The sequence below is a fragment of the Sphingobium sp. OAS761 genome (assembly GCF_024168485.1).
GTDB lineage: Bacteria > Pseudomonadota > Alphaproteobacteria > Sphingomonadales > Sphingomonadaceae > Sphingobium.
Genome location: NZ_JALJVY010000011.1, coordinates 69,111 through 83,163, shown reverse-complemented (window position 1 = coordinate 83,163; position 14,053 = coordinate 69,111). Strand labels below are relative to the sequence as shown.

Here is a 14,053-nt window from a genome sequence, read left to right as displayed (position 1 = left end):
AGAACTTAGAAGTCCATGCCGCCCATGCCGCCCATGCCGCCCGGCATCGCGGGAGCAGCGGACTTGTCTTCCGGCAGCTCGGCGATGGTGGCTTCGGTGGTGATCAGCAGACCAGCAACCGAGGCAGCGTTCTGGAGCGCGGTGCGCACGACCTTGGTCGGGTCGATGACGCCGGCAGCAACCAGGTTTTCGTAGGTGTCGGTCGACGCGTTGAAGCCGAACGAGGTGTCGCTCTGGTCGAGCAGCTTGCCCGACACGACCGCACCGTCATGGCCGGCATTGGCCGCGATCTGACGCACCAGCGAGGTCAGCGACTTGCGAACGATGTCGATGCCGCGGGTCTGGTCGTCGTTGATGCCGGTGACGCCGTCGAGCGACTTGGTCGCGTAGAGCAGCGCCGTGCCACCGCCGGGGACGATGCCTTCCTCGACAGCCGCGCGGGTCGCGTGCAGCGCGTCGTCGACGCGGTCCTTGCGCTCCTTCACCTCGACCTCGGTGGCACCGCCGACCTTGATGACGGCCACGCCGCCGGCCAGCTTCGCCAGACGCTCCTGGAGCTTCTCGCGGTCGTAGTCGGACGTCGTCGTCTCGATCTGCGCGCGGATCTGTTCCGTGCGGGCCTTGATCGAACCGGCATCACCGGCGCCATCGACGATGGTGGTGTTGTCCTTGTCGATGGTGACGCGCTTGGCGGTACCGAGCATGCCGAGCGTGACGTTTTCGAGCTTGATGCCCAGGTCTTCCGAGATCACTTCGCCCTTGGTCAGGACGGCGATGTCTTCCAGCATGGCCTTGCGGCGGTCGCCGAAGCCCGGAGCCTTGACCGCAGCAACCTTCAGGCCGCCGCGCAGCTTGTTGACGACCAGGGTCGCCAGCGCTTCGCCTTCAATGTCTTCCGCGATGATCAGCAGCGGACGGCCCGACTGGACCACCGCTTCGAGGATCGGCAGGATCGACTGGAGGTTCGACAGCTTCTTCTCGTGGATCAGGATGTAGGGGTCAGCCAGTTCGACCTGCATCTTTTCCGGGTTGGTGATGAAGTAGGGCGACAGGTAGCCGCGGTCGAACTGCATGCCTTCGACGACGTCCAGCTCGAATTCCAGGCCCTTGGCTTCCTCGACGGTGATGACGCCTTCCTTGCCGACCTTTTCCATCGCTTCGGCGATCTTCTGGCCGACTTCGACGTCGCCATTGGCCGAAATGATGCCGACCTGGGCAACTTCCGACGAACCCGAAACCGGCTTCGAACGGCTGGAAATGTCCTCGACGACCTTACCGACGGCGAGGTCGATGCCGCGCTTCAGGTCCATCGGGTTCATGCCGGCGGCAACCGACTTCATGCCTTCGCGCACGATGGCCTGGGCCAGGACGGTCGCGGTGGTGGTGCCGTCACCGGCGATGTCGTTGGTCTTCGAAGCGACTTCGCGGACCATCTGGGCGCCCATATTCTCGAACTTGTCCTTCAGTTCGATTTCCTTGGCGACGCTGACGCCGTCCTTGGTGATGCGGGGCGCGCCGAAGCTCTTGTCGATGACGACGTTGCGGCCCTTGGGACCCAGGGTCACCTTGACCGCGTCGGCCAGGATGTCGACGCCGCGCAGGATGCGCTCACGGGCGTCACGCGAAAACTTTACGTCCTTCGCTGCCATGATCTTTTACCTCTCTTCAGAAATTGCGAAACTTGCGAAGTTCACACCGTTGCAGGCATGAATTTTCGCGAAAAAACGGAAACGGGATCGGGTTCGCAGCTTTACGCGACGACGCCGAGAATGTCCGATTCCTTCATGATGAGCAGGTCTTCACCATCGACCTTCACTTCGGTGCCCGACCATTTACCGAACAGGATGCGGTCGCCGGCCTTCACGTCCAGCGGGGTCACCTTGCCATCTTCCGCCTTGCTGCCGGTGCCGACGGCGACGATTTCGCCTTCCTGCGGCTTTTCCTTGGCGCTGTCGGGGATGATGATGCCACCGGCGGTTTTCTCTTCCGCTTCCACGCGGCGAACGAGAACACGGTCGTGCAACGGACGAAATGCCATGTTGAGTGCCTTTCCCTTGTACTTTGGGATGGTCTGGCGCACAGCCCCGGCGAGTCGTCCTCCCCGGATGATCCCTGCGCCCGTCCTTCTCCCGATGAACTTTCCTTTGTTAGCACTCCTGCATCAGGAGTGCCAGCAGCGCGAATATGGCCAGCCCGGCCCCACCGTCAAGGGCGGACCCCATTTTTTTTCACCTTAGTGCCGGTCCTTTCTTCGCCCGGCAGCGCCGTTCGTCGAGCAGCCTGCGGCAAGGCGCGCCGGCCATGGGGCCGGCGGACCCGGCTTGCGGACATCGCCAGGCGTTCCTACCTGCGGCAGACCATAGTCGGCCGGAAAGGATTTCCCGTTGAGCGATACGCCCTATACACCGCCGCGCGTCTGGATCTGGGACAAGGCCAATGGCGGCGCCTTCGCCAGTATCAACCGGCCGGTCGCCGGGCCGACGCATGACAAGGATCTACCGGTCGGCAAGCACCCGCTCCAGCTCTATTCGCTCGCCACGCCCAATGGCCAGAAGGTGACGATCCTGTTGGAGGAATTGCTGGAAGCGGGCGTCACAGAAGCGGAATATGACGCCTGGCTGATCCGCATCCACGATGGCGACCAGTTTTCCAGCGGTTTCGTCGGCGCCAACCCCAACAGCAAGATTCCCGCCTTGATGGATCATGGCGTCTCGCCCCCGCAGCGGGTGTTCGAATCGGGCGCGATCCTGCTCTATCTGGCCGAGAAATTCGGACGGTTCCTGCCTGCCGATCCGGCGGCGCGGACAGCGGCGATCAGCTGGCTGTTCTGGCAGATGGGCAGCGCGCCGCTTCTGGGCGGCGGGTTCGGCCATTTCTACGCCTATGCGCCGGAGAAATACGAATATCCGATCAACCGCTATACGATGGAAGTGAAGCGGCAGATGGACGTGCTGGACCGGCATCTGGCCGACAATGATTATATGGCCGGGAGCGAATACAGCATCGCCGACATGGCGATATGGCCCTGGTATGGCGGCGTAGCCCTGGGCCGTGCCTATGATGCGGCCGAATTTCTGGACACGGCGGGCTATGCCAATCTGCTCCGCTGGGCGAACCGGATCGATGCCCGGCCCGCGGTGAAGCGCGGGGTGATGGTCAACCGGACCAACGGCCCGCCGGAAGGCCAGTTGCACGAGCGGCACGACGCCGGTGACTTCGCCACGCGCACGCAGGACAAGCTGGAAGCTGCCGGCTGACGCTTGATCCGTCGCCCCGATTGCGCCAGGATGGCCGCAATCGGGACCAGGCAACCTCCCGATCAGGCGCTCCCCGCCCAAGCGTTGCGGTTTGCAAGGCCGATGGTCGATGACCTTCGGCTGGGGGGGCTTATGACCAATCCTACATTTTCGCAGACGATACGCCTGTTCGGCAGGATCGGCCTGTTGAGCTTCGGCGGTCCGGCCGGCCAGATCGCACTGATGCATCGTGAAGTCGTGGAAGAGAGAGGCTGGATCGACGAGCCCGCATTCCTGCGCGCACTGAATGTCTGCCATCTCCTGCCCGGGCCGGAAGCGCAGCAACTCGCGACCTGGATCGGCTGGCGACTGCACGGCGTGAAGGGCGGACTGGCTGCCGGCTCGCTGTTCGTCATCCCCGGGGCGGGCGTCATGCTGGGCCTGTCGATTCTCTATGCCTATGCCGCCGGCATGTGGCCGGTTGCCGCCCTGTTCATGGGTATAAAGGCCGCCGTGCTGGCCATCGTGGCCCAGGCGCTGCTTCGGATCGGCCGACGCACAATCAATACCCGTTTCAAGGGCATGCTGGCCCTTGTTGCATTTCTCGCACTGTTTCTGTTGGCCCTGCCCTTCCCCGTCATCGTGCTGGGAGCGGCTCTGCTGGGGTTTGTGCTGAGCCTTTTCAGGCCCGAATGGCTCAAGCCGCACGGCGCACCCGACACCGGCCCGCCAGAAACACCGCTGCCATGGGCGAAAACCGCCCGCTCGATCCTGCTATGGCTGCTCATATGGGCCGCACCCATGGCAATCATCCGGCTGCTGCTCGGCCCGGACCATATTCTCTGGAAGATCGGCGCCTTCTTTTCGCAGTTGGCGGTCGTGACGTTCGGGGGGGCATATGCCGTGCTGACCTACATGGCGCAGGAAACGGTGCAATCGATGCACTGGCTGTCCGCGGCCGAGATGACGGACGGCCTGGGGTTGGCCGAGACGACGCCCGGTCCGCTCATTCTTGTCACGCAGTTTGTCGGTTTCGTCGGCGCGTTCCGCTCTCCTGCACCCTTCTCGCCGCTTCTTGCCGGGACGCTGGGCGCACTCATCACCCTGTGGGTTACATTCGCGCCCTGTTTCCTCTGGATATTCGCGGTGGCCCCGTGGATGGAGCGACTGGAGCATGCGCCGCGCCTTCAAGGCGCCCTGGCCGCACTCACCGCGGCAATCGTCGGCGTGATCGCCAACCTGACCTTGTGGTTTGCCATGCATGTGCTGTTCAACCGGCTGGAGCGATGGAACATCCTTGGCATGCATATGTCGGTACCCGACCCGACCAGCCTGAACGCGCCTACAGCGCTGATCGCACTGGGTGCCGCGTTCATGATATTCCGGATGAAAGCCAGCGTCATCGTGACTTTGGTCCTGGCTTCGGCGACCGGCCTGCTGTTCGCCCTAACCGGATGAACTCGCAAGAAGATATTACGTCCGCGTAATTTTGTTACAAGGTACTGGACGGTCGTCTTCGGTCGGGTAAGACAGGCGGTAGAGACAGATAATGGGAGTCGTACCATGGACCGCCGCCAGTTTCTTTCCAGCACCGGGGCCGCAGCGCTCGCCTCCATCGCGCCGCGCGCGGTCGCCCAGGTCGCCGGCGATGACGATGCCCGCCTGTCGGCCAGCTTCGCCGCCATCTTCGAGCGGGTGCTCGACATGTCGCCGATGCTGGTCACCAGCCTGGGGCTGGACAAGGGCGCCCGCGCCGAGGCGAAGCAGCAACTGGACGACAACAGCAAGTCGGGCATGATGAAACAGCTGCGCATGACGCAGGCGGCGATCAAGGAGCTGGAGGCATTTCAGTCCGCCAGCCTGTCCGACGCGCAGAGGCTGAACCTGGATGTCATCCTCTATTCGCTGGGCCAGCAGACGGTGGCGCCCGCGCAGTTCGGCCTCAACAGCGTGCAGCGTCCCTATCGCATCTTCCAGCAGGGCGGCAGCTATTTCCGCACGCCCGATTTCCTGAACACCGCGCACACGATCAACGACGTGGCCGATTGCGAGGCCTATGTCGCGCGACTGGACGCGCTGGCCGGCAACCTGCGCACCGACACCGCGTTGCAGCGGGACGAAGCGGCGCGCGGCTATCTGGCGCCCGGCTGGTCGCTGGAGCTGACGCTGGGCCAGCTTCGCAAGCTGCGCGGCCAGCCGGCGGCGGACAGTTCCATGGTGCAGTCGCTGGTAAAGCGGGCCGCCGCCAAAGACATTGGGGGCGACTGGCAGTCGCGGGCGAGCACGCTGGTCGAAAAGGCGATCTATCCCGCCCTGGACCAGCAGATCGCGGCGATAGAGGCGCTGAAGGGCCGCACCGCCGAAGGCGACGGCGTATGGCGCACGCCGCGCGGGGACGAGATATACGCCGCGGCCCTGAAGCAGGCGACCACGACGGATCTGTCCGCCGAGCAGATCCATGCGATGGGCATAGAGCAGGTCGCGGACATCAGCGGGCAGCTCGACACCATCCTGAAGGGCGCGGGCTACACCGAAGGTTCGGTGGGCGAGCGGCTGGCGGCGCTCAACACGGAGCCGTCGCAACTCTATGCCGACAGCGCGGACGGACGCGCGGCGCTGCTGGCGCAGCTCAATCGCGACCTTGACGCCATGAAGGCGAAGCTGCCGCAGGCCTTTGCCACCATCCCCGACACGAAGCTGGACATCCGCGCCGTGCCGGTGGAGATCCAGGACGGCGCCTCCAACGGCTATTACAACCGTGCCGCGCTGGACGGGTCGCGCCCGGCCATCTACTTCATCAACCTGAAAGATGTGGGCGACTGGCCGAAATATGGCCTGCCCGCGCTGACCTACCATGAAGGTGTGCCGGGTCATCATCTCCAGATTTCGACGGCGCAGACGGCCGGCGATATTCCCATGCTGCGCAAGATCGCCTTCATGAGCGCCTATAGCGAAGGCTGGGCGCTCTATGCCGAACAGCTGGCGGACGAACTGGGCGGTTATGCAACCCCGCTCGACCGGGCGGGCTATCTTCAGTCCTTCCTGTTCCGCGCGGCGCGGCTGGCGGTCGATACCGGCATCCACGCGAAGAAATGGAGCCGCGAACAGGCGACCGACTATATGGTGGAAAAGACGGGCTTCGCGCGCCCGCGCTGCCAGCGGGAGGTCGAGCGTTACTGCACCCAGCCGGGGCAGGCGACCAGCTACAAGGTGGGCCATGGCGTATGGACCCGGTCGCGCGCGGCGGCGCAGGCAGAGCTGGGCGACGCGTTCGATCTCAAGCAATTCCACGCCATACTCGAGGAAGGCGCGATGCCGCTGTCGATGCTGGAAAAACGGGTCGCGGCGCGCGCCCGGATGGTCAAGGGCTGACCGGCTGAAGCGGCGTCCCCGAACGATCGGGGACGCCGCTGCCCTTCATGCGGTTTCGAGCGCGGTTTCCGCCTTCTTGCGGGCGCGGAAGGCGTGCAGCAGCGGCTCGGTGTAGCCGCTGGGCTGCGCGACGCCTTCGAACACCAGCGCGCGGGCGGCCTGATAGGCGAGACTTTCCGTTTCGCGGCCGTGCATCGGCTGATAAAGCGGATCGCCTTCGTTCTGGGCGTCGACCTTTGCCGCCATGCGCCGGAGCGCCGCATCGACCTGATCCGCCGTGCAGATGCCGTGCAGCAGCCAGTTGGCCATATGCTGCGAGGAAATGCGCAGCGTGGCGCGATCCTCCATCAGGCCGATGTCATGGATGTCGGGCACCTTGGAACAACCCACGCCCTGGTCGACCCAGCGGACGACATAGCCCAATATGCCCTGCGCGTTATTGTCCAGTTCCTGCGCGATTTCCTCTTCCGAGAAGTTGCGGCCCGCCGCGACCGGAATGGCGAGCAGCTTTTCCAACGGTGCGACGCCCTCCGCCCGGCGCTGCTCCTGCCGGGCAAACACGTCGACGCGGTGATAATGGGTCGCGTGCAGCGTGGCGGCGGTCGGCGAGGGCACCCAGGCGGTGTTGGCACCGCTCAGGGGATGGCCGACCTTCTGGTCCAGCATGTCGGCCATCCGGTCGGGCGCGGCCCACATGCCCTTGCCGATCTGCGCCCGGCCCGACAGCCCGCAGGCGAGGCCGATCTGGACATTGCGATCCTCATAGGCCGCGATCCAGTCACTCGATTTCATCTCGCCCTTGCGGATCATCGGACCGGCCTGCATCGACGTGTGCATCTCGTCCCCCGTGCGGTCGAGGAAGCCGGTGTTGATGAAGACTATGCGGTCGCGCACGGCATGGATGCAGGCGGCGAGGTTCGCCGAGGTGCGCCGTTCCTCGTCCATGACGCCGACCTTGATCGTGTGGCGGGCCATGCCCAGCAGATCCTCGATCGCGTCGAACAGGCGATCGGTGAAGCCGGCTTCCTCCGGCCCGTGCATCTTCGGCTTGACGATATAGACACTGCCCGCGCGGCTGTTGGCGTTGCGGCCGTTCAGATCGTGCAGCGCAATCAGGCTGGTGACGATGCCGTCGAGGATACCTTCGGGGGCTTCCTGGCCGCCGGGCAGGCGGACGGCGGGCGTCGTCATCAGATGCCCCACATTGCGGACGAACAGCAGGCTGCGACCCGGCAGGGTGAAGCCGGCGCCGTCCGGCCCGGTGTAAGCACGGTCGGGGTTGAGGGCACGGGTCATCATCGCCCCGCCCTTTTCGAACGTGTCGGTCAGGTCGCCCCGCATCAGGCCCAGCCAGTTGGCATAGGCGGCGACCTTGTCAGCCGCATCGACCGCCGCGACCGAATCCTCCAGGTCGCAGATGGTGGTCAGCGCGGATTCCAGGATGACGTCGGCGATGCCGGCCGGGTCGTCCCGCCCGATCGGGTGCGCGCGATCGAACACGACCTCAACATGCAGGCCGTTATGGCGGAACAGGCGACCCTTTTCGCTGGTGCCGACGAACTGGGCGGGATCGGCCAGGACGGGTCGGTCGTCGGTCAGGTCGGCCCAGCTGCCGCCGGCCAGCGGGATCGCATCGTCAAGGAAGGCTCTGGCCCAGGCGATGACCTGCGCGCCGCGCGCGGCATCATAGCCCTTCGCGGCGGCGCTTCCGGGTATCGCGTCGGTCCCGTAGAGCGCATCATACAGGCTGCCCCACCGGGCATTTGCGGCATTGAGCAGGAAGCGCGCGTTCAGGATGGGGACGACAAGCTGCGGCCCGGCGAGGCGTGCGACCTCCGCATCGACGTTGGCGCTGCCGATGGCGAACGGTGCGGGTTCATCGACCAGATAGCCGATCTCCCGCAGGAAAGCCTGATAGGCGACAGGGGCGTGCGGCTGGCCCCTGCGCGCCACATGCCAGGCGTCGATCCGCTGCTGTATCGTGTCGCGGGTGGCGAGCAGTGCTGCATTTTCCGGCGCGAACCGCGCGAAGATGGCCGAGACGCCGGGCCAGAAGGCGTCGGGCGCGATCCCGGTTCCCGGCAACGCACGCTGTTCGATGAAATCGGCCAGTTGCGGCGCGACCAAGAGGCCGGCCTTGTCGATCATGCGGTCGTTCATCACATCCACTCCTTAGCTTGCCACATCCATAGACCTTTTCAATTATGGCTTTTAGAGGATATTATTCGAATACAGAATTTCCCAAGGTGAAATAATATGATGGATCCCGACCATGAACTGTTCGTCCGTGTCGTCGAGGAAGGCGGACTGGCGGCGGCGGGACGACGGATGCATATTTCCCCGGCGATGATGTCGAAGCGGCTGGCGCGGCTGGAGGAGAGGCTGGGCGCCAGGCTGATCCATCGCACTACCAGAAGGCTGGCGCTGACGCCCGCCGGGGAACGACTGCACGCCGACCTGAGCGACATATTGGCCGCGCTGGACGAGGCCGAGCGACGCGTGACCGGCGCATCCGCGGTGATCGCCGGCCCCTTGCGCGTCAGCGCGCCGACATCCTTCGGTCGCATCCATGTCGCCCCCCATCTTCACCGTTTCCTGGACGCGCATCCCCGCGTCGAACTGACGATCGACCTGACCGATGAATATATCGACCTGATCGAGGCGCGCACGGACATCGCCATCCGGATCGCCGCCGATCCGGGACCCGGGCTGGCGATCCGGCGGCTGGCGCGCAACCGGCGCATCCTGTGCGCGGCGCCCGCCTATCTGGATCGTCACGGCATTCCGGAGAGGCTGGCGGACCTGAAGGTCCACCATCTGCTGGCCGCCGACGGGCAATTGCCATGGCGGCTGGTCGGGCCGACAGGGCCGGTGACCATAGACGGGCGCAGCCATGTGCGCACGAACAGCAGCGAAATGGTGCGCGAACTGTGCCTGACGGGGACGGGCATCGCGCTCCGGTCGCTCTGGGACGTGAGCGATGCGCTGGCGGCGGGGCATGTCCGGCAGGTCCTGCCCGACCATGAGGGATCGGCCGAGGTCAGCCTGTTCGCCACGCACTTGCCCCATGCCAATCCGCCGCGCGCGCTGACCGCCTTCATCGCGTTCCTTGTCCAGCTTTACGCACCGGTGCCGCCATGGGACGCTGGGCCATTGCCCTGACCCGACGCGCCCACTAAGGCGTCTGCGCATGGACGATAACACCCGCCGCGCCGCGCTCGACTATCACCGCTTTCCCCGCCCCGGCAAGCTGAGGATCGAACCGACCAAGCGCATGGTCAACCAGCGCGACCTGGCGCTGGCCTATTCGCCGGGCGTTGCCGCCCCCTGCGAGGAGATAGCGGCCGATCCGGACAAGGCGCTGGACTATACCGCGCGCGGAAACCTGGTCGCGGTCATTTCCAACGGCACCGCCGTGCTGGGGCTGGGCGCGATCGGCGCGCTGGCGTCCAAGCCGGTGATGGAGGGCAAGGCCGTCCTCTTCAAGAAATTTGCCGACATCGACGTGTTCGACATAGAGATCGACACGACCGACCCTGACAAGTTCGTCGAGGCGGTCGCGCTGATGGAGCCGACCTTCGGCGGCATCAACCTGGAAGACATCAAGGCACCCGAATGCTTTGCCATCGAGGCCCGACTGAAGGAACGGATGAACATTCCGGTCTTTCACGACGACCAGCATGGCACGGCCATCGTGGTGGCCGCGGCGGTGCGCAACGCCCTGGTCATCCAGGGCAGGACGCTGGCCGACGCCAAGCTGGTGACGTCGGGGGCGGGCGCGGCGGCGTTGGCCTGCGTAGACCTGCTGGTGTCGATGGGCCTGCCGATCGACAATGTGACGCTGACCGACAAGGACGGCGTCATCCATTCGGGCCGCGAGGGCATGTTGCCCAACATGGCGCGCTATGCCCGCACCACCAATGCGCGCACCCTGCCCGATGTGCTGCCCGGTGCCAACCTGTTCCTGGGCTTGTCGGCGCCAGGCGTACTGAAGCCCGAATGGCTGCCGCTGATGGCGCCCAACCCGCTGATCTTCGCGCTCGCCAATCCCGAACCGGAGATACGGCCGGAGGCCGCCCGCGCGGTGCGCCCCGATGCCATCATCGCCACCGGCCGGTCCGACTATCCCAACCAGGTCAACAATGTCCTGTGCTTCCCCTACATCTTCCGCGGCGCGCTGGACGTCGGCGCGACCCAGATCAACGAGGCGATGAAGGCGGCTGCGGCCGAGGCCATCGCCAACCTGGCGCGCCAGCCCGCGCATGACAGCGTTGCCCAGGCCTATGGCGGGCGCCAGTTGGTGTTCGGGCCGGACTATATCATCCCCACCCCGTTCGACCCGCGCCTGATCGCCGAGATCGCAAGCGCGGTCGCCGATGCCGCGATGAAGAGCGGCGTCGCGCGGCGCGTGCTGGACCTGGACGAATATCGGCGCGGCCTGATGCGACAGAACAGCCGGTCGGGCCAGTTGATGCTGCCCGTATTCGACGCCGCGCGAGGCAGCGGTTGCCGCATCGCCTATGGCGAGGGTGAGGACGACCGGGTGCTGCGGGCCATACGCGACGCGCTGGACGAGGGGGTCGTGCGCCCCGTGCTGATCGCGCGGCGGCGCATCCTGGAGCAGAAGCTGCCGCATCTGGGCCTGACGCTCGATCTGGATGCCGATGTCGAAATCGTCGATCCCGAGCAGGACCACCTGCTGATGGGCGAACTGGTCGAGGCCTATCGCGCGGTAGCCGCGCGCAAGGGCGTTCCAGCCGACGAGATATTGCGTCATGTCTATCGCAGGCCCAGCGTCACCGCCGCCATGCTGTTGCGCACCGGACGGGTCGATGCCGCGCTGGTCGGCGGGAGGTCGGAATATTGGGGCCAGGTAGAGCATGTGCTGCGCATCATCGACCGTGCGCCCGACAACAGCCGCGTCTATGCGCTGTCGGGCCTGATCCTGGACGCGGGCGCCTTGTTCATCACCGACACGCATATGGTGCCCGATCCGACCACCGAACAGATTGCGGAGATGACGCTGGCGGCATCGGCGCAGTTGCGCCATTTCGGACTGACGCCGCGTGTCGCCCTGCTGTCCCATTCCAATTTCGGATCGTCCCATACGCCCAGCGCACGCAAGATGCGCAAGGCGTTCAAGATGGTGCGCGACGCCGCGCCCGAGCTGGCGGTGGACGGCGAAATGCATGCCGACGCGGCGCTGAGCCAGGCGTTGCGCGACCGCCTGGTTCCCGATTCCCGATTCGATGGCCCCGCCAACCTGTTGGTGATGCCCAATCTGGACGCGGCGAACATCACATTGACCGCGCTGTCCGCATCGTCGAGTTCGCCGACGGTCGGCCCGATGCTGATGGGTCTGACCAAGCCGATCCACGTGCTGACGCCCAACGTGACCTCTCGCGGCATCCTGAACCTGACCGCTATTGCCGCGGCCGAAGTTGCGCGGGCAAACGGACCATAAACCTTTTGCTCCTATGCTGACGCGCCAACCGGCAAGCGAGGATAGACATGGCAGGCTTCATCAAGGCAGTGGCAAGGAGCGCCGGCCCCAAGCTGGCGATCGGCGCTTTGCTGGGCGGCGGCGCGCTGGTGGCCATGCACTGGATCGACCGGCCCGCCGGCCAGGACGGGGCAGAGGCGCATCCGGCGCCGCTGACGACGCCCCCTGCCCCCACCCGAGTCTCCGCTCCTTCACAGGCGGTCGCCCCGCCGGTCGAACGCCGCAGCGATCAGCCCATGGCGATCGATCCACGCGCCCTGACCGTGAAGCGCGTACTCAGGATCGACGGTCCGTTCCGCCATGGCGACTATGTGTGGGATGAAAAGGGCGCACCAGCATCCGGCCCCGTCATCATCACCATCGACCTGAGGGCCGAAACCCTGTCCGTGTTCCGTGCCGGATACGAGATCGGCGCGGCGGTGATCCTCTATGGCGCGACCGACAAGCCCAGCCCGCTGGGCGCCTTCCCGATCACGCAGAAGGACGCCGACCATGTGTCCAACCTTTATGACGCGCCGATGCCCTACGCCCAGCGCCTGACCAGCGACGGCGTGTTCATCCACGGCAGCGACGTCGAATATGGCCGGGGCACCCATGGTTGCATCGGCGTGCCCGTCCCCTTTGCAAAGAAGCTGTTCGGCGTGACGAAACCGGGCGACATCGTCGTCATCACCAACGGCAAGCGGCTGGACGTCAGCAAGGCGCAGGTGGGCGGCTGATCCCGCGCCGCGCGATTGGGGGCTACCGCGGCCCGCGCGGGAGCGATAGAGCGGAACGATGAGCGATCCGACCAGCGACAGGGCATTGCAGGAAGCCGCGCTGGCAGCATTGCAGCGGGGCGACGCGAAAAGCGCGCTCGCCGCGATCGGCAGCATGACCAGCGCGCCGCCGATGCTGCTGGCACAGGCCCATAGCCGCGACGGCAATCTGGACGGGGAAGCGGCCGCGTTGCGCACGCTGCTGGATGTCGATCCGCGCCACCTGCCGGCGCTGCTCGCCATGGGGCAGAACGCCTTGCGACGGGCCGACGAGCGCGCCGCCATGAGCTTTTTCCGCGCCGCGCTGGCACAGGCGACGGCAACGGGCGCACCACCGCAGTTGCATTCCCTGCTCCAGCAGGCGCAGACCCGGGTCGCCGAATCGAGCCGGCGGTTCGAGGACCATCTGACGCAGGCCATTGCCGGCTTGCCCGCCCTGCCCCGCATCGTTCATGCGACGAACCTGCTGCTCGGCAAGGCCGAACTCTATCTGCAACAACCCAGCATGTTCTATTTTCCCGGCCTGCCGCAGCGCGCCTATTATGAGCGCGACGAATTCGATTGGGTGGCGCCCGTCGAGGCGATGACCGATGCGATCGTCGCGGAACTGAAGGCGGTCCTTGCCGAGGAACAGGATTTCGCACCCTATGTCGAGAGTGCACCGGATCGACCGGCGCCCAACAATCCGTTGCGCGACGATCCGAGCTGGGGCGCGCATTATTTCTGGCGGAACGGCGGTCCGGTAGCCGATAATGCGCAGCGGTGCCCGGCCGTCATGGCGGCACTGGACAAGGCGCCCATGCCGGTCATCGCCGGGCGGTCGCCCATCGCGCTCTGGTCGCTGCTGAAACCCGGGACCCATATCGCACCACATCACGGCCTGCTCAACACGCGGCTGATCTGCCACCTGCCGCTGATGGCGCCGGAGGGGTGCAGCCTGCGCGTCGGCGCAGAAACGCGCGCATGGCGCATGGGCGAGATGCTGATATTCGACGACAGCATCGAGCATGAGGCCTGGAATCGAAGCGCCCATACGCGCGTGGTCCTGTTGTTCGAGACATGGCGTCCGGAAATCGGCATCGAGGAGCGCGACGCGCTGAGCCGGCTGTTTCAGGCCATCGACACCTACGGCCCCGGCGGGGTCGACGCGCAGAATTGATGACGCTTTCCTCCGGCGTGCGGGA

At 65.6% G+C, this 14,053-nt stretch carries 10 protein-coding genes; 7 read left to right on the top strand and 3 right to left on the bottom strand.

The features are described from left to right. Positions 1-5 precede the first annotated feature (5 nt). Together groL and groES are read right to left on the bottom strand one after the other, a co-directional pair. Positions 6-1,649 (bottom strand): chaperonin GroEL, encoded by a 1,644-nt coding sequence (groL, locus tag J3E64_RS15395; protein WP_253343910.1) that lies wholly within the window; start codon positions 1,647-1,649, stop codon positions 6-8. 101 nt (positions 1,650-1,750) lie between these two features. Further along, a complete protein-coding gene (gene groES / locus J3E64_RS15390; RefSeq protein ID WP_021243753.1) occupies positions 1,751-2,038 on the bottom strand; it encodes a co-chaperone GroES in 288 nt (95 codons plus the stop codon). 346 nt (positions 2,039-2,384) lie between these two features. Between groES and yghU the strand changes: the two genes are divergently transcribed. The 3 genes from yghU to J3E64_RS15375 all read left to right on the top strand — a co-directional run bounded on the left by yghU (position 2,385) and on the right by J3E64_RS15375 (position 6,608). After that, positions 2,385-3,257, top strand: a complete 873-nt coding sequence (gene yghU, locus J3E64_RS15385) for a glutathione-dependent disulfide-bond oxidoreductase (RefSeq protein ID WP_253343909.1) — start codon at positions 2,385-2,387, stop codon at positions 3,255-3,257. Between the two features lie 132 nt (positions 3,258-3,389). Continuing rightward, positions 3,390-4,694, top strand: coding sequence for a chromate efflux transporter (gene chrA / locus J3E64_RS15380; RefSeq protein ID WP_253343908.1), 1,305 nt, complete (start codon positions 3,390-3,392; stop codon positions 4,692-4,694). 105 nt (positions 4,695-4,799) lie between these two features. Next, positions 4,800-6,608 carry a DUF885 family protein gene (locus tag J3E64_RS15375; protein ID WP_253343907.1) on the top strand — a complete coding sequence of 603 codons (1,809 nt, stop codon included), beginning with the start codon at positions 4,800-4,802 and terminating at the stop codon, positions 6,606-6,608. Positions 6,609-6,653: 45 nt separating this feature from the next. On the opposite strand, the gene J3E64_RS15370 is transcribed toward J3E64_RS15375, so the two are convergent. Further along, positions 6,654-8,768, bottom strand: a complete 2,115-nt coding sequence (locus J3E64_RS15370; RefSeq protein ID WP_253343906.1) for a malate synthase G — start codon at positions 8,766-8,768, stop codon at positions 6,654-6,656. A gap of 96 nt (positions 8,769-8,864) precedes the next feature. Between J3E64_RS15370 and J3E64_RS15365 the strand changes: the two genes are divergently transcribed. The 4 genes from J3E64_RS15365 to J3E64_RS15350 are packed head-to-tail and all read left to right on the top strand — an operon-like array spanning position 8,865 to position 14,028. Beyond that, complete coding sequence (locus tag J3E64_RS15365; protein ID WP_253343905.1) at positions 8,865-9,770, top strand: LysR family transcriptional regulator; 906 nt, start codon at positions 8,865-8,867, stop codon at positions 9,768-9,770. 28 nt (positions 9,771-9,798) lie between these two features. After that, positions 9,799-12,072, top strand: coding sequence for an NADP-dependent malic enzyme (locus tag J3E64_RS15360; protein WP_253343904.1), 2,274 nt, complete (start codon positions 9,799-9,801; stop codon positions 12,070-12,072). A gap of 47 nt (positions 12,073-12,119) precedes the next feature. Beyond that, entirely contained in the window at positions 12,120-12,830 is a 711-nt protein-coding gene (locus J3E64_RS15355; RefSeq protein WP_253343903.1) for a L,D-transpeptidase family protein, read from the top strand. A gap of 58 nt (positions 12,831-12,888) precedes the next feature. Then, positions 12,889-14,028: an aspartyl/asparaginyl beta-hydroxylase domain-containing protein gene (locus J3E64_RS15350; RefSeq protein ID WP_253343902.1), complete on the top strand. Its 1,140-nt coding sequence runs from the start codon at positions 12,889-12,891 to the stop codon at positions 14,026-14,028. Positions 14,029-14,053: the final 25 nt, after the last annotated feature.